Annotated in this window: 16 protein-coding genes, 1 pseudogene and 1 riboswitch; of the genes and pseudogenes, 10 read left to right on the top strand and 7 right to left on the bottom strand. The window is 67.7% G+C overall.

What is annotated here, in order from left to right; all coding sequences use genetic code 11:
* Positions 1–10 precede the first annotated feature (10 nt).
* Positions 11–421, bottom strand: coding sequence for a cold-shock protein (locus QUE68_RS04500; RefSeq protein ID WP_284230672.1), 411 nt, complete (start codon positions 419–421; stop codon positions 11–13).
* A 150-nt stretch (positions 422–571) separates the two neighbouring features.
* Between QUE68_RS04500 and QUE68_RS04495 the strand changes: the two genes are divergently transcribed.
* From QUE68_RS04495 to QUE68_RS04480, 4 genes are all read left to right on the top strand, one after another.
* Positions 572–961 carry a YccF domain-containing protein gene (locus QUE68_RS04495; protein WP_284224763.1) on the top strand — a complete coding sequence of 130 codons (390 nt, stop codon included), beginning with the start codon at positions 572–574 and terminating at the stop codon, positions 959–961.
* Positions 958–2,019, top strand: coding sequence for a GTP 3',8-cyclase MoaA (moaA, locus tag QUE68_RS04490; RefSeq protein WP_284224762.1), 1,062 nt, complete (start codon positions 958–960; stop codon positions 2,017–2,019). Before QUE68_RS04495 ends, moaA begins: the two co-directional genes overlap by 4 nt.
* A 3-nt stretch (positions 2,020–2,022) precedes the next feature.
* Positions 2,023–2,295: a MoaD/ThiS family protein gene (locus QUE68_RS04485; protein WP_286275208.1), complete on the top strand. Its 273-nt coding sequence runs from the start codon at positions 2,023–2,025 to the stop codon at positions 2,293–2,295.
* Between the two features lie 248 nt (positions 2,296–2,543).
* Positions 2,544–2,719, top strand: a riboswitch (cyclic di-AMP (ydaO/yuaA leader).
* A gap of 9 nt (positions 2,720–2,728) precedes the next feature.
* Positions 2,729–4,060, top strand: a complete 1,332-nt coding sequence (locus QUE68_RS04480; RefSeq protein ID WP_286275207.1) for a transglycosylase family protein — start codon at positions 2,729–2,731, stop codon at positions 4,058–4,060.
* Here QUE68_RS04480 and QUE68_RS04475 read toward each other — a convergent pair.
* The 4 genes from QUE68_RS04475 to QUE68_RS04460 are packed head-to-tail and all read right to left on the bottom strand — an operon-like array spanning position 4,057 to position 5,643.
* Positions 4,057–4,485, bottom strand: coding sequence for a molybdenum cofactor biosynthesis protein MoaE (locus QUE68_RS04475; protein WP_286275206.1), 429 nt, complete (start codon positions 4,483–4,485; stop codon positions 4,057–4,059). The genes QUE68_RS04480 and QUE68_RS04475 overlap by 4 nt on opposite strands.
* Complete coding sequence (locus QUE68_RS04470; RefSeq protein WP_284224757.1) at positions 4,482–4,961, bottom strand: MogA/MoaB family molybdenum cofactor biosynthesis protein; 480 nt, start codon at positions 4,959–4,961, stop codon at positions 4,482–4,484. Before QUE68_RS04470 ends, QUE68_RS04475 begins: the two co-directional genes overlap by 4 nt.
* Positions 4,958–5,386: a cyclic pyranopterin monophosphate synthase MoaC gene (gene moaC, locus QUE68_RS04465; RefSeq protein ID WP_286275740.1), complete on the bottom strand. Its 429-nt coding sequence runs from the start codon at positions 5,384–5,386 to the stop codon at positions 4,958–4,960. The genes QUE68_RS04470 and moaC overlap by 4 nt, the downstream gene beginning before the upstream one ends.
* Positions 5,387–5,442: 56 nt before the next feature.
* The gene (locus QUE68_RS04460; protein WP_284224756.1) at positions 5,443–5,643 is read right to left on the bottom strand and encodes a hypothetical protein; all 201 of its coding nucleotides are present in this window, start codon (positions 5,641–5,643) and stop codon (positions 5,443–5,445) included.
* 54 nt (positions 5,644–5,697) lie between these two features.
* On the opposite strand from QUE68_RS04460, the gene QUE68_RS04455 reads away from it, so the two are divergent.
* From QUE68_RS04455 to QUE68_RS04445, 3 genes are all read left to right on the top strand, one after another.
* Positions 5,698–7,953 (top strand): helicase-associated domain-containing protein, encoded by a 2,256-nt coding sequence (locus tag QUE68_RS04455; protein ID WP_286275205.1) that lies wholly within the window; start codon positions 5,698–5,700, stop codon positions 7,951–7,953.
* Positions 7,954–7,987: 34 nt separating this feature from the next.
* Positions 7,988–9,637, top strand: coding sequence for a DNA repair helicase XPB (locus QUE68_RS04450; RefSeq protein WP_286275204.1), 1,650 nt, complete (start codon positions 7,988–7,990; stop codon positions 9,635–9,637).
* Positions 9,638–9,767: 130 nt separating this feature from the next.
* Positions 9,768–10,643, top strand: a complete 876-nt coding sequence (locus tag QUE68_RS04445) for an NAD(P)H-binding protein (protein ID WP_286275203.1) — start codon at positions 9,768–9,770, stop codon at positions 10,641–10,643.
* Here the strand turns inward: QUE68_RS04445 and QUE68_RS04440 are convergent.
* Positions 10,586–11,575, bottom strand: a complete 990-nt coding sequence (locus QUE68_RS04440; protein ID WP_286275202.1) for an LLM class F420-dependent oxidoreductase — start codon at positions 11,573–11,575, stop codon at positions 10,586–10,588. The genes QUE68_RS04445 and QUE68_RS04440 overlap by 58 nt on opposite strands.
* Positions 11,576–11,699: 124 nt before the next feature.
* Here QUE68_RS04440 and QUE68_RS04435 point away from each other — a divergent pair, with 124 nt between their 5' ends.
* The 3 genes and pseudogenes from QUE68_RS04435 to QUE68_RS04425 all read left to right on the top strand — a co-directional run.
* On the top strand, positions 11,700–12,446 hold the full coding sequence (locus QUE68_RS04435) for a GAF and ANTAR domain-containing protein (RefSeq protein WP_286275201.1): 747 nt from the start codon (positions 11,700–11,702) through the stop codon (positions 12,444–12,446).
* An 82-nt stretch (positions 12,447–12,528) separates the two neighbouring features.
* Positions 12,529–13,215, top strand: a complete 687-nt coding sequence (locus QUE68_RS04430; protein WP_284224749.1) for a GAF and ANTAR domain-containing protein — start codon at positions 12,529–12,531, stop codon at positions 13,213–13,215.
* Between the two features lie 423 nt (positions 13,216–13,638).
* Positions 13,639–13,934: pseudogene (locus tag QUE68_RS04425) on the top strand (pyridoxamine 5'-phosphate oxidase family protein); the annotation flags it as partial.
* Positions 13,935–13,990: 56 nt separating this feature from the next.
* On the opposite strand, the gene QUE68_RS04420 reads toward QUE68_RS04425, so the two are convergent.
* Complete coding sequence (locus QUE68_RS04420) at positions 13,991–16,150, bottom strand: 3-hydroxyacyl-CoA dehydrogenase NAD-binding domain-containing protein (protein WP_286275200.1); 2,160 nt, start codon at positions 16,148–16,150, stop codon at positions 13,991–13,993.
* Positions 16,151–16,153 lie beyond the last annotated feature (3 nt).

The following is a 16,153-nucleotide window of genomic DNA, read 5'->3' as shown; positions in this document are numbered from 1 at the left end:
GCCGTAGGGCCTAGGCGTCGAGTTCCTGAGCGACGGCCTTGACCACCTCGGAGATCCGGCGGGCGGTCTTGCGGTCGGGGTAGCGGCCCTTGCGCAGTTCGGGCTGCACCGAACCCTCGAGCAGGGTGATCATGTCCTCGACCATGCCGTGCAACTCGTCGGGCGTGTGCTTGTGTTCGGGGGCGGTGGCCTCCCGGCGCGTCCGCACGACGCTCGGCGGCGGTTCGATCACCTTGAGGCTCAACGCCTGCGGACCGCGACGTCCCGCGGCGATGCCGAACTCGACCTTCTGGCCGGCCTTGAGTTCCTGAACTCCCGCCGGGAGCGCCGAGGAGCCGACGTAGACGTCCTCGCCTTCCTCCTGGGACACGAAGCCGAAGCCCTTCTCGGCGCTGTACCACTTCACCTTGCCGGTCGGCACTGGTCTCACCCGCTCGTCTCGCAATGAACGCGTCCCGCCGATGCAGGACGCGAATGCGACGATCCTACAAGGACGGAACCGGCAGCCAGTACCTGATGGACCACCAGTCGCGCGGGCATCGGTAGTCTGGGAAGCACCGCTGGAGGGGATATGCGCCTAATACTGAATGTCGTCTGGTTGATCTTCGGCGGCCTGTGGCTCGCCCTTGGATACTTCCTGGCCGGCATCATCTGCTTCGTCCTCATCGTGACGATCCCGTTCGGCTTCGCCGCCTTCCGAATCGGCATGTACGCCCTGTGGCCGTTCGGCTACACCGTCGTCGACAAGCCCGGTCCCCGGCCCGGCGCGATGATCGGCAACGTCATCTGGGTCGTCCTGTGCGGCATCTGGCTGGCGATCGGTCACGTCGTGACGGCCATCGCCATGGCGATCACGATCATCGGCATCCCCCTGGCGATCGCCAACCTCAAGCTGATCCCGGTGTCGCTGTTCCCGTTGGGCAAGGAGATCGTGCCGACCACCCAGGGGGTCTTCGCATGACCGTGACCGCGCTGGGCGTCCCCTCGATCCGGGGCGTGACGAAGTTCGTCGCAGGAGCACCCGCCGAGGGTCCGCTGCTCGACACCTTCGGCCGCGCCGCCACCGACCTGCGGGTGTCGCTGACCGATCGGTGCAATCTGCGCTGCACCTACTGCATGCCCGCCGAAGGTCTCGACTGGCTACCCGGCGACGAATTGTTGCGCCCGGAGGAACTCGCCCGGCTGCTCACGATCGCCGTGACCCGCCTCGGCATCACCAACGTGCGGTTCACCGGCGGCGAGCCGCTGTTGTCCCGGAATCTCGAGGGCGCCATCGCTGCGGCGACGGCGCTGCGACCGCGGCCGCAGACCGCGGTGACGACCAACGGGATCGGACTCGCCCGCCGCGCCGCCGGTCTGAAGGCCGCCGGCCTGGACCGGGTCAACGTCTCACTCGACACCGTGGACGCCGAACGCTTCGCGCGGATCACCCGTCGCGACCGACTCGCCGACGTCCTCGACGGATTGGCTGCGGCGGCGGCCGCCGGGCTGACCCCGGTCAAGGTGAATGCCGTCCTCGACCCGGACACGGGTCTCGACGATGCGGTGGCGCTGCTGCGGTTCTGCCTCGCCCACGGCTATCACCTGCGCATCATCGAACAGATGCCGCTGGATGCCGGGCGGCATTGGCGGCGCGACCAGGCGATCGACGCGGAAGCCATCCTCGGCGCGCTACGCCGGGACTTCGACCTGACGCCCGACCCGACACCACGCGGGTCGGCCCCCGCGCAGCTGTGGCGGGTCGACGGCGGACCGGACACCGTCGGCGTGATCGCCTCGGTGTCAGAGGCCTTCTGCGGCGCTTGCGACCGCACGCGACTCACCGCCGACGGACAGGTCCGCAGCTGCCTCTTCTCCCAGGAGGAGACCGACTTGCGTCACCTGATGCGTCGCGGCGCCGACGACGACGCCGTCGAGGCGGCGTGGCGGGCGGCGATGTGGGCCAAGCCGGCCGGGCACGGGATCAACGAGCCCGGATTCGAACAGCCGGTGCGTCCGATGAGCGCCATCGGTGGCTGACCCGTGACGGGAGTTTCGCCCCCCACGATCGAGATCCACGTGCGGTACTTCGCGGCGGCCCGGGCGGCCGCGGGAGTCGAGGACGAGACGCTCTCCGTGGCGTCGGGGGCGACTGTCACCGATCTCCTCGCGACGCTGCGCACGCGAGGCCTGAAACTGGCGGTCGTACTCGACCGGTGCTCGTTCCTCTGTGACGGCATCGCGGTCCGCGACGTACGCAGGGCGCTCGAAACAAACCAAACCATCGATGTGTTACCGCCCTTCGCGGGCGGATGAGAGTGATTTGCGTCACATAACGAAACGGTCACACGGTGTCACACGCGCTGTTCACCGGATCATTTGCCTAGGTAAACGTTACGGCGGGCTGCCCTTTTAACGTTCTCACAAGATTTGCTGAGCACGGACGCGCCGACACCTGCCCAAGATGACGTAGCGGTATGTACCCGTTACGGTCCTATTCCAAGCCGCTCGACCCTAATCAGTGGCCCGCCATGCCCGTTACGCCTAGCTCCATCCGCTGGGCATGGTTCCAAAGACCTACCTCAGGGATGGAGGCGGGGGACCCACCGGTCCACCGATTAGAGAGACCAGGAATCGAACGTGATTCCTTGGGGTGAAGCCGAAGCCGTGAGGCCAAGGCCGGGCGACCTCTCAAGCCCGAACCCGACAGCTGACCTCGCAGGCGTTGACGAGAGGACCTTCTGTACTCATGAGTGGACGGCATCGCAAGACTCCAAGCTCGGCGGTAAGCGTCGCGAAAATCGCCTTCACGGGCGCCGTGATCGGTGGTGGCAGCATCGCCTTCGCCGCGCAGGCTGGCGCGGCGACCGACGGTGAGTGGGACAAGGTCGCCAGCTGCGAAGCCGGCGGCAACTGGGCCATCAACACGGGCAACGGATACCAGGGCGGTCTGCAGTTCTCCCCGGGCACCTGGTCTGGGCACGGTGGTGGCGAATATGCGCCCGCCGCACACCTCGCCAGCAAGGACGAGCAGATCGCCGTTGCCGAGCGCGTGCTGGCCACTCAGGGCCGCGGAGCCTGGCCCGTGTGCGGCCGCGGACTGTCCAGCTCGACCCCGCGCAACGTCCTCGCAGATGCCGCCCCGCTCGACAATCCCGACCTCGGCGGTAACGTCCCGCCGCCGCCGCTCGACGCCGCGCCGCTCGATGCACCGCTGCCTCCCCCGCTCGATGCACCGCTGCCTCCCCCGCCGCCCGTCGACGCCGTCCCCCTCGATGCACCCCTGCCTCCCCCGCCCGCCGATCCGATGCTCCCGCCTCCCGGCGACGTCGTGACGGTCGCGCTCGACGCACCCATGCCTCCGCCGCCTGCGGAGGACCCGATGCTCCCGCCGCCGGAGCTGGCAGCTGCACCGCTGGACGCACCCCTGCCTCCCCCGCCGGCCCCCGAGCTTCCCCCGGGACTCGGACCCCTGATGCTGCAGTCCGCCACCGAAGCGCCGGTGCCCGCGGTCGACGTCGCCGACTGGGACGTCGCCCCCGGCGGTGCCGCACCCGTCGATCAGCCGCAGGCATGGGCCCTGCACACGGGTGACCTCCCGCTCGACCCGGTGCTCCCGGTTCCGGCGCCCCCGCTGCCGGCTCCCGACGCCGCGGCACCCGCCGCGCTGGCAGCCCCCGCAACCGACCCCCTGGCTCCGGTCAACGACGTGAACGTCCCCGGTCCCGTCTTCGACGCGGCCAACCAGATGGTCACCGACGGCGTCGCGGCCCCGCCGAACGGCATCTCGCACCTCGCCAGCCCGGACGCGCTGCCCCCGGGTGCCACCTTGGACCCGAACGCGTCCGGCCCCGCCGACAGCCCCAACACGAGCTACCTCAAGGATCTGTGGCAAGCGGTCCAGAACCACGACATCAGTGGCAAGGAAGCTCTCATCGTCGGGTTGTCGCAGCGCGGCATGAATACGCCCATCCCCGCACAGGCTCCCGGTCCTAACGTGCCGATCACCCCCGGCAACGCGGCACCGCTGCCGCCGGCCCCGACCGATCCGGCACTGCTGGTGCCGGCTCCGGCGAACTAGGCCGAGCCCACCCATTCGTCGGAACCATCGGCGAACAGCTGGTGCTTCCACACTGGCAGCCGCGCCTTGACGGTGTCGACGAGCAGTGCGCACGTGTCGAACGCCGCCTTGCGGTGATCGGCGGCGACGGCGGCCACCAGGGCGGCGTCGCCGATGTCGAGGGTTCCGATGCGGTGGCTGACGGCGATCGCGCGCACCCCTTCGCAGTCGCGGGCGATCTCCGCCGCCACCTCGGCCAACGTCTGCTGCGCCGTGGGATGCGCGGAGTACTCGAGTCGCGTCACCGACTGACCGCCGTCGTGGTCGCGAACCATTCCCACGAAGCCGACGACGGCACCTGCGGCGCGGTGGAGGACTAGGGACTCGTGCTCGGCGAGGTCGATGGGCTGCTCGCTGAGTTCGGCACGCACAACGGTCGCGTTCATCGTTGGTGATCTCCTCCACGCAGTTGGTCCAGGGCGTGTTCCAGGACGTCGTCCAGGACGCCGAGCCCATCCTTGACGCCACCCGGCGAGCCAGGAAGGTTGACGATCAGCGTGCCATCCCGCACACCGCACACCCCGCGGGACAGGACCGAGGTGGGGACGTGCGGCAAACCGGAGCGCCGGATGGCATCGGCTAGGCCGGGGATCTGATAGTCGACGATCGAGGCCGTGGCGTCGGCGGTTCCGTCGGTCGGCGAGATGCCGGTGCCGCCCGAGGTCAGGATGAGGTCGACCTTCTCCTCGATCGCCGAGGACAGCGCCCGACTGACCGCAGGGCCGTCGGCCACCACGTCGGGCGGGGGCACGTCGTAGTTGCGCTGGGTCAGCCAGTCGACGATCACGGGGCCCGTGCGGTCCTCGTAGACGCCGCTGGCCGCGCGCGTCGACGCGATGATCACCCGGGCGGATCGGGTCATGCCCGTTGCCACGTCCCCGTCTTGCCGCCGTCCTTGCGGAGCACGGCGATGCCGTCGATGACCGCCGCGGGGTCGACGGCCTTCAGCATGTCGTAGAGCGTCAGGGCAGCGACGCTGACAGCGGTCAGCGCCTCCATCTCCACACCCGTGCGATCCGTCGTGCGGACGGTCGCCGTGATCGTGACATCCGTTGTGCCGATTGCGAATTCAACGTCGACGCCGGTCAAGGCGAGCTGGTGGCACAGCGGAATCAAGTCGCTGGTGCGCTTCGCGGCGAGGATGCCTGCCACCCGCGCGGTGGCCAGCGCATCACCCTTGGGGAGCCCGCCCGTCGCGATCAGCTCGACGACGTCGGCCCGGGTGCGCAGGATTCCCGTCGCGACGGCCGTCCGCCGAGTGGCGTCCTTGGCGGTCACGTCGACCATGTGCGCTGCGCCCGCGTCGTCAAGGTGCGAAAGTCGATCGGGGCGTGCCGTCACGACTACTTGTTGATGACGGTGACCGGGTGGGTGTAGGGCAGTTCCTCGGCGGGCAGCGGGAAGGTCAGGTCGCCGAACGGGGACAGCGCGCCGGTACGGTCGGCGGCCAGCTCGCTGACGGGGTGATCGTCATCGCCGCTGGCGGGCCAGCCGTTGTCGACGTAGTTCTTCTTCTGCGGTTTCTTGTCAGCCACGCTTGACATTGTGGCAGGCGCGGCGGGTGCTGGCGAGAGCGGCGCTGGCTAGGCTGGTACGCAATGTCCGAAACAGCCCCCGTCGTGCCGTTGGGCGCCTGGTTGGCCGAGCTGACCGACGCTCAGCTCGTACGTCTGCTGGAGCTGCGGCTGGACTTGACGCAACCGCCGCCGGGCTCGATCTCAGCGCTGGCGGCCAGGGCGCAGTCGCGGCAGTCGGTCAAGGCTGCGATGGACGGGCTCGACTTCCTGGAGCTCGGCGTGATGGACGCCCTGTTGGAGCTAAGGGCCGATGGTGGCGGTGTTCCGGTGGCGAAGCTACGCGCCCTGATCAGCGACCGGGCGACGGTCGCCGACGTGGACGCCGCCCTCGACGAACTCAAGGTTCGCGCCCTGGTCTGGGGGGACGAGGCGGTGCGGGTCGCGCCGGAAGCCGCGGCGGGACTGCCCTGGCACCCCGGCCAGGTCACCCTCGAGGCCGACCGGCCCGACGCCGAACACATCGCCGCACTCTTGGGCGAGGTCGACGAACCCCAGCGCGAACTGCTCGAGCGGCTGGTCGACGGGTCACCGATCGGACGGACCCGCGATGCCGCGACGGGCACTGCCGCCGACCGGCCCGTCCAGCGCCTGCTCGCCACGGGGTTGTTGCGTCAGGTCGACGAGGACACCGTCATCCTGCCGCGCCTCGTCGGGCAGGTGTTGCGCGGTGAATCACCGGGCCCCATCGCGCTTGCGCCGCCCGACGCCGCGGTGACGTCGACGTCGGTCTCCGACGTCGACGCGGCCGCCGCGGGGTCGGCGATGGACCTGCTCCGCGAGGTCGACCTCGTCCTGGAGACCTTGTCCAACGCGCCGATCCCCGAACTGCGCAGCGGTGGCCTCGGGATCCGCGAGCTCAAGCGCCTGACCAAGAACACCGGGGTCGACGAGAACCGGCTGGGCCTCATCCTCGAAGTCACCGTGGTCGCCGGGTTGATCGCGCCGGGCGTCCCCGAGCCCGATCCGCTGGACGGTGCCGGGTCCTACTGGGCGCCGACACTGGCCGCGGACCGGTTCATCGAATCCCCGACGGCGGTGCGCTGGCATCAACTCGCGTCCGCCTGGTTGGACCTGCCGTCGCGGCCCGGCCTCATCGGACAACGCGGGCCGGACGGCAAACCCTATGCCGCACTGTCGGATTCGCTGTTCTCCACGGCGGCGCCGCTGGATCGCCGACTGCTTTTGACGGTGCTCGCCGACCTGCCTCCCGGTTCCGGGGTGGACGCCACCAGCGCCTCGAACGCGATGACGTGGCGGCGGCCGCGCTGGGCGGCACGGCTTCAGCTCGACCCGGTCGCCGCCCTCCTTGCCGAGGCGCATGCCGTGGGCGTGATAGGCCGAGGAGCGATCGCCACCCCGAGCCGTCGGCTACTGGAGGGCGAGGCGGAGGACACCGTCGTCGCGGCGATGAACAAGGTGCTGCCCGCGCCGATCGACTACTTCCTACTGCAGGCCGACCTGACGGTCGTGGTGCCGGGACCGCTGGATCGTGGCCTGGCCGAGCAGCTGTCGGCGGTCGCCACGGTCGAGTCGGCTGGCGCGGCAATGGTGTACCGCATCAGTGAGCAGTCGATCCGTCGCGCTCTCGATACCGGCCGCACTGCTAGCGAACTTCACCAAATGTTCGCCCGACACTCCAAAACTCCTGTGCCGCAAGGCTTGAGCTACATGGTCGACGACGTCGCACGCCGCCACGGCCAGCTCCGGGTCGGCATGGCTGCCTCGTTCGTACGGTGCGAGGACCCCGCCCTGCTGGCGCAGGCTATCGCAGCGCCCACGTTGGAGAAGCTGGACGTGCGGGCGCTCGCGCCTACCGTCGCGGTGTCGATGTCGCCGATCAACGAGGTGCTCGCCGCATTGCGGACCGCGGGGTTCGCGCCGGCCGCCGAGGATTCGTCGGGGGCGGTCGTCGACATCCGGTCGCGCGGTGCGCGGGTGCCCACTCCTGGTCGTCGACGCGGTTTCCGGACCAACCAGGGACCGTCGCTGCAGACGCTGGGCGCCATCGTCGCGGTGCTGCGCAAGGTGGCCGCCACTCCGCACGACGGTGTTCGTCTCGACCCCGCCGCGGCGATGGCTCAACTGCATGGTGCGGCCCACCGTCAGGAATCCGTGGTGATCGGCTACGTCGACCCGGCGGGCGTCGCCACCCAACGCGTGGTCGCGCCCATCAACGTCCGCGGCGGTCAGCTCACCGCCTTCGATCCGGCCGCAGGCAGGGTCCGCGACTTCGCAATCCACCGCGTGACGTCGGTCGTCTCGGCGGACGAGGGATAATGGGTGCAATGACTGGGCAGCGAGAAGTGAATACATGACCGACGGCCCCCTGATCGTGCAGTCCGACAAGACGGTGCTGCTAGAGGTCGACCACGAACTGGCAGGCGAGGCGCGTGCGGCGATCGCCCCGTTCGCCGAACTCGAACGTGCGCCCGAACACATCCACACCTACCGCATCACCCCCCTGGCCCTGTGGAACGCCCGCGCGGCGGGCCATGACGCCGAGCAGGTGGTGGACGCGCTGGTTTCGTTCTCGCGCTACTCGGTGCCCCAACCGCTGCTGGTCGACATCGTCGACACGATGGCGCGCTACGGCCGCCTGCAGTTGGTGAAGAGCCCCGTGCACGGACTGGTACTGGTGAGCCTGGACCGTGCGGTGCTCGAAGAGGTTATGCGCAACAAGAAGATTGCGCCGATGCTGGGCGCTCGCCTCGATGACGACACCATCATCGTGCATGCCAGCGAGCGTGGCCACATCAAGCAGATGCTTCTCAAGATCGGTTGGCCCGCAGAGGATCTGGCCGGCTACGTCGACGGTGAGGCCCACCCCATCGCCCTGGCGCAGGACGGCTGGGTGCTGCGCGACTACCAGGAGATGGCCGCCGACTCGTTCTGGGCCGGCGGGTCGGGCGTGGTCGTGTTGCCCTGCGGGGCGGGCAAGACCATCGTCGGCGCCGCAGCGATGGCCAAGGCGGGTGCGACGACGCTGATCCTGGTCACCAACACCGTGGCTGGCAGACAGTGGAAGCGTGAGCTCATCGCCCGCACGTCGCTCACCGAAGAAGAGATCGGCGAGTACTCCGGGGAGCGCAAGGAAGTCCGGCCGGTCACGATCGCGACCTATCAGGTGATTACGCGGCGCACCAAGGGGGAGTACAAGCATCTGGAGCTGTTCGACAGCCGCGACTGGGGGCTGATCATCTACGACGAGGTGCACCTGTTGCCCGCGCCCGTGTTCCGGATGACTGCTGACCTTCAGTCCCGCCGCCGGCTCGGGTTGACGGCGACCCTCATCCGCGAGGACGGCCGCGAGGGTGACGTGTTCAGCCTGATCGGGCCCAAGCGCTATGACGCGCCCTGGAAGGACATCGAGGCGCAGGGCTGGATCGCCCCCGCCGAGTGCATCGAGGTGCGCGTCACGATGACCGAGAACGAGCGGATGATCTACGCGACGGCGGAACCCGAGGAACGCTACAAACTGTGTTCGACGGCGCACACCAAGGTGGCGGTGGTGAAGTCGATTCTGGCGCGTCATCCCGGCGAGCCGACGCTCGTCATCGGCGCCTACCTCGACCAGCTGGACGAATTGGGGCGGGAGCTCGACGCGCCCGTGATCCAGGGATCGACGAAGACCGCGGAACGCGAGACCCTGTTCCAAGCCTTCCGCACCGGTGAGATCCGGACACTCGTGGTGTCGAAGGTCGCCAACTTCTCCATCGACCTTCCCGAAGCCAGTGTCGCCGTTCAAGTTTCGGGAACGTTCGGCTCGCGTCAAGAAGAGGCACAGCGCCTGGGCAGGCTCCTTCGCCCCAAGGCCGACGGTGGCGGAGCGGTCTTCTACTCGGTGGTGTCACGCGACAGCCTCGATGCCGAATACGCCGCACACCGGCAGCGGTTCCTCGCCGAGCAGGGCTATGGCTACGTCATCAAGGACGCCGACGACCTGCTGGGCCCGGCGATCTGACGCGACGACGACGGGTGCTGCCCAATCTCACCGGCGCCGGGTTGGGCCATGACGACACTCGAGACGATCGCGTATGTGAATGAGCCTTTGGGCCACGGATCGTCTCAGTCATGCGGCATTGAATCGAACCATGACCACCAACACGACTCTCGTCATCGGCAGCACCGGTAAGACGGGCAAGCGGATCGCCGCGCGCCTCAGTGGACTCGGCGTCGACGTCCGACATGGATCTCGTTCGTCGATTCCGCCCTTCGACTGGCAACAGCCGGGGACCTGGCCGCAGGCCCTCGACGGGGTGCGCGCCGCCTACGTCGCCTACAGCCCCGACCTGGCCGCGCCGGGTTCGGTCGCCGCGATCGGCGAACTCGTCTCGCTCGCTCGTGCCTTCGGGGTCCGGCGGCTGGTCCTGTTGTCCGGCCGAGGCGAGGCGGAGGCCGCACGCGCCGAGGACGTCGTGCGGGCGTCCGGTCTGGAGTGGACGATCATCCGCGCCACCTGGTTTTCGCAGAACTTCAGCGAGGGCAACTTCGCCGCGGACGTCGTCTCCGGCACCGTCGCCCTTCCCGTCGGCGACGTCCTCGAACCCTTCGTCGACGCCGACGACATCGCTGCCGTGGCGGTGGCGGCACTGACCGAGGTCCGCCACGTCGGCCAGACCTATGAGCTGACCGGGCCCCGCCTGCTCACCTTCGCGGGGGCAGTCGCCGAGATCTCCGAAGTCACGGGCCGGGACGTGCGATTCAGCCCGGTGTCGATGGACGACTATGCGGGTCTGTTGGCCGAAAACCAGGTTCCGCACGAGGTCATCGACCTGTTGCGGTACCTCTTCACCACCGTGCTGGACGGTCGCAATTCATCGCTCACCGACGGCGTGCGGCGGGCGCTTGGTCGGGAACCGAGAGACTTCCGAGACTTCGCCCGCGATGCGGCGGCCCGCGGAGCATGGCCTCAGCTGAACGCCGGGATGACCTCGCGCTCGAACAACTCGATGTCGGAACGGTCGTAAGCGGCCTCGGGGAAGTACATGATGGCGTACTCACACCCCAGGTCGCGCAGCCGGCTCAGTCGCTCGATGACCTGATCGGGCGTGCCGGTAGCGGAGTCGGGGGACGTGGCACTCGCCAGCATCGCTTCCACCGCTTGAGGATTCACCTTTTCGGCCTGCCTCGCCCGGATTCGCTCGACCCGCTCCGATACCTCCGTGTCCGACGAGCCGACTATCGCGTTGAAGTTCGCCGACCGCACGATGGCGCCATAGTCGGTGCCGACGTCGGCACAATGTCCCTCCAACACCTTGGACTTGTGCTCGAAGCCCTCGGGTTCGGCGGTGAAGTTGGTGTACTGCGCGTACTTCGCCGCGATCTTCAGCGTCACCTTCTCGCCACCGCCGGCGATCCACAACGGAATACCGTTCTCCTGCAATGGCTTCGGTGCAACAATCGCGCCATCGACCTGATAGTGCTTGCCGTCGAAGCTCACCCTGCCACTACGCCACGCATCCCGCATGATCTGCACACCTTCGTCGAGGCGGGCCAACCGCACGCCAGCCGACGGAAACCCGTAGCCGTAGGCGCGCCACTCGTGTTCATACCAACCACCGCCGATACCCATCTGCACGCGCCCACCGGAGATGATGTCCACCGTCGCAGCGATCTTCGCAAGATACGCCGGATTGCGATAGCTCATTGCCGTGCACATCTGGCCGAGTTCGATGCGCGTCGTCGTCGCCGCATACGCCGCCATCAACGACCACGCTTCATGAGTCGCCTCGTCGGTTGGCATCGGCACCGTGTGGAAGTGGTCGTACACCCAGAGCGAATCCCACACGCCGCGATCGGCATGCACTGCGAGATCGCGCATCACCTCCCAGTGCCGTTCGACGGGAATGTCCACCAGATCGAGTCGCCAACCCTGCGGGATGAAGAGTCCGAAGCGCATGCTCCGACTCTAGGCGAACGCATGCTGTCTTCTGGTCCGACTTCGCCGTACTGTCAACGGTGGTGCAAGTGGCCGCAGTCGGGCGGAACAACTCACCCGGACAGGTGAGGTGGTGGTGTTCGGCATGGACATCACCGATCCGCAGGGCACTCGCGCCCGCTTCCTCACCGCGGTCAACCGGCTCGAAGCCGCGGGGGGCTCGCCGGCACAGCTGTGTGCGGCGTGCGTGAGGACCCTTCCCGTGCAGCGGGCCTCGATCGCCGTCCACGTCGACGGCTCCGGCCTCGAGGTCATGTGCGCCAGCGATGGCGTGGCCGAGCGGATCGAGTGGACACAGATCACCCTCGGCGAAGGCCCGGGCGTGGATGCGGTCGCCGCCGGTGGACCGATGATGGTGGCCGATCTCGCCGAATCCCCTGGGCGCTGGCCCACCTTCGCTGCCGAGGCCATTGGCTGCGGGGTCCGCGCGATGTATGCGCTGCCGTTGGAGGTCGGCGCGATTCGCGTGGGCGTTCTCACCCTCTATCGCGACACCCCTGGCGCATTGAGCACCAAAGAGTTCGCCGACGCCGTGGCGGTTGCCGATCTGGTGACCGCAATCCTGTTGACGGTGGGGCGCTCCGGACGAATCACCGAATCGCTCGGGCCATGGTGGGATCAACCGCTGAGTACCCGCGAAGTGCATCAGGCGACCGGCATGATCGTGGCCCAACTCGGCGTCACCGCTCATGAGGCCTACCTGCGGATGCAGGGGTTCTCGTACGCGCGTGGGCTGACGCTGAGCGAAGCTGCACACGCCGTCGTCGATCGCCGATTGCGATTCGACCGCGATTCCGACGTCGACCCCGAAGAAGTGGCAGATCGATTGTGATAGCGCAATGGAGAGAGTGGCCGAAGGGGCCCGGAGGGAAGGAAATGCGATGGATCGCTATGAGCGGCTAGCAACCGCGTTCGTGAGTTTGGCGGACACGCTGGTTGCGGACTACGACGTGATCGAGCTGGCCCAGCAGCTCATCGACAGCACCATGTTGCTCTTGCCGATCGCCGCGGCAGGCATCCTGCTCGGTGACGCCAATGGTGACCTGCACGTCTTCGCATCGAGCAGTGAGGAGAGCAGACTCCTGGAACTCCTCCAGGTCGAGGCCGACGTCGGCCCGTGCCTCGAGGCGTACCGCACCGCGCGGCCGATGCTCGTCGAGGACCTCGCCGCCCATTCGGCACGGTGGCCGGCCTTCGCCCATCGCGCCGCGGTGTACGACTTCCGATCGGTGATGGCGTTGCCCCTTCGGTTGCGTTCCGAGCGAGTAGGCGCGTTGAACTTATTTCGGTCAGAAACCGGACCAATGACCGCGGCCGACGTAGCGGTGGGTCAGGCCCTGGCCGATGTCGCGACGATCGGGATTCTGCATCAACGAGTCCTGACCAGATCGGAGCTGGTCAACCAGCAACTGCAAACGGCGTTGAATACGCGGCTGGTCATCGAGCAGGCCAAGGGCGTGCTCGCCGAACGCGGCAACGTCGACATGGACCGCGCCTTCAACGTACTTCGAGGGCACGCCCGCAATACCAACCGTCGTCTCGCCGAGCTCGCCCGCGAAGTGGTCGACGGAGCCGACACCACCGAGATACTCGGCACGTAGCTCAACCGCAAACCTCAACCATTTGCCCGGCGGGTCGCGGAGACCCATGCCATAATCGACGACGACGCTTCCCCAGTCCCCGGTGGCTCGAAGTCCAACCGCATCTTCGGTTGACTCGCCAACCCGACAAGGACCGCTGGGAGGTCGAACTCTCCAAGGACGATGTCCATAACACCAATTCCGTTGCGCGACAGCAGCGTGCCACCGACCGGCGAAGAGGGGATCGACCCGGCCGTTCTGGGATGACTGTGCTCAGTGAACTGGGCGGTTTGACGGTGCTCGAGTACCGGCAGATCTTCGACAGCGGACCCGACGGTGCGTGCCCGATGGCGATCATCCGCGCGCACGCCCACCTCGTCGTCGAGCTCATTCATCTCGACGGCTCGATCGTGCGGGCCAAGGTCGGCCAAGCCTTCGTGCTGGGAGCCCTGGATCCTCACGGCGCCGGCTTCCCGCAAGGCCCGCCTCATCGAGGCGAACGGCTTCTTCTCGTTGATGGTCGAACGGGTCGAACCGACGACCGCTACGTCGCCGTCGACGGCGCCGTGGCCAGCATCGAGCCGGGCACCGACGCCCATCTCGAGGAAATCACCCGTCGTTACCTCGCGGGTGAGGCGGCCGACAGGTATCTCGAGTTCGCCCGAAGGGATCTCGGCGAACACGTCGTCATCACCATGACGCCGGAACATTGGTTGTCCGCCGACTTGGGCTCCTTCTGACGCGCGAAGGCCCCCGGAGCGACTGGCGTCGTTCCGGGGGCCTTCGTGCCGTGCGATTAGTTGCTGAGCGAAGCAGGCGGTTCGAAGCGTTCGCCGTACTTGGCGGCCAATTCCTTGGCACGGGCCACGAAGGCCTCCTTGCCGGTGCCGTGCGAACCCTCGTAGCCGACGATGTACTGCGCCGAGCCACCGGTCCACGGCGGGAAGCCGATCCCCATGATCGAGCCGATGTTGGCGTCGGCCGTCGTCATCAGCACACCCTCGTCGATGCACTTCTGCGTCTCGAGCGCTTCGGCGAAGAGCATGCGATCGATCATGTCCTGCAACGGGATTGTCGGTGGTTGCCCTCCCGAAGGTCCGGCGAAGGTCTCCTTCAGACCCGGCCACAGCCCGACGCGCTTGCCGTCGGCGTACTCGTAGAAGCCCGCACCCTTGAGACGCGATGGACGACCGATCTCGATCATCTTCTCGACGACCGCCTCGGCGGGATGCGGCTCGTACGTGCCGCCGGCGTCCTCGATCCCCTTGCGCGATGCGACGGCAATCTTGTGCATCAGTTCGAGATTCAGCTCGTCGGACAGCTGCAGCGGCGGTGCCGGGTAGCCGGCCTGGCTGCCCGCCTGCTCGATGCTGGCGGGCGTGACGCCCTCACCCAGCATGGCCAGTGCCTCGTTGACGAACGTGCCGATGACGCGGCTGGTGAAGAAGCCACGGCTGTCGTTCACGACGATCGGAGTCTTGCCGATGGCCAGCGTGTAGTCGAACACGCGGGCCAGCGCCTCGTCGGAGGTCTTCTCCCCCTTGATGATCTCCACCAGCGGCATCTTGTCGACCGGCGAGAAGAAGTGGATGCCGATGAAGTCCTCTTGGCGCTTCACGCCGGCGGCGAGGCCGGTGATCGGCAGCGTCGAGGTGTTCGACCCAAGCAGTGCGTTCGGCTCGACGACGTCCTCGATCTCCTGGAACACCTTGTGCTTCAACTCAACCGACTCGAAGACCGCCTCGACGACGAAGTCGACACCGGCGAAGTCCGCAGCGTCGGCGCTCGGCGTGATTCGGGCCAGCAATGCGTCGGACTTCTCCTGCGTGGTCTTACCGCGCTCGAGCGCCTTGGCCTCGATCTTCTCGGAGTAGCCCTTGCCCTTCTCGGCCGCCTCGATCGAGACGTCCTTGAGCACGACGTCGAAACCGGCCTTGGCCGAGACGTAGGCGATGCCGGCGCCCATCATGCCCGCGCCGAGCACGCCGATCTTGCGGATCTCCTGCTTGGCGATGCCGTCGGGACGAGAGCCGCCCGAATTGATCGACTGCAGATCAAGGAAGAACGCCTGGATCATGTTCTTGGCGACCTGGCCGGTGACCAGCTGGGTGAAGTACCGGCTTTCGATGCGGCTGGCGGTGTCGAAGTCGACCTGCGCGCCCTCGACGGCCGCGTCGAGGATCGCCCGCGGCGCGGGCATCGGCGCACCCTTGAGCTGCTTCTTCAGGAGTGCCGGGAACGACGGCAGGATGCCGGCGAGTCCGGGTGACGCCGGGGTGCCGCCAGGCATCTTGTAGCCCTTGGCATCCCACGGCTGGGTGTGACTGTCGGGGTTGGCCTTGATCCACGCCTTGGCGGCGGGGATGAGCTCGTCGACCGTCGGCAGCACCTCGTCGATGAGCCCAATCTCCTTGGCCTTGGCCGGCTTGAACCGGGTGCCCTGGCTCAGGATCTCCATGAACGCCTTCTGGATGCCGAACATGCGCACGGTGCGGGTGACACCGCCGCCGCCCGGCAGCAGGCCGAGGGTGACCTCGGGCAGGCCGATCTGGCTGCCCTTGGCGTCGGCCGCGATGCGGTGGTGACACGCCAGCGCGATCTCCAGGCCGCCGCCGAGCGCAGCGCCGTTGATGGCGGCGACGACGGGCTTGCCGAGGGTTTCCAGCTTGCGCAGGTCGCGCTTGACGGCCTCGACCATGTCGAAGGCCTCGCCGGCGTTCTCGGGGCCGAGGTTGATCATGCCCTTGAGGTCACCGCCGGCGAAGAAGGTCTTCTTCGCGCTGGTGATGACGACGCCGGTGACCGAATCGGCTTCCGAGACAAGGCGTTCCACGGCCTTCTCCATCGACTGCTGGTAGTGCTCGTTCATCACGTTGGCGGACCCGGTCGGGTCGTCCAGCGTCAGGGTCACGATGCCGTCGGCATCCTTGTCCCACTGAATGGTGTTCTCTGCCATGGT

Source organism: Mycolicibacterium sp. TUM20985 (assembly GCF_030295745.1).
Lineage (GTDB): Bacteria > Actinomycetota > Actinomycetes > Mycobacteriales > Mycobacteriaceae > Mycobacterium.
Note: the sequence above shows the minus strand (reverse complement) of the source record. Positions and strands in the feature narration are given on the sequence as shown.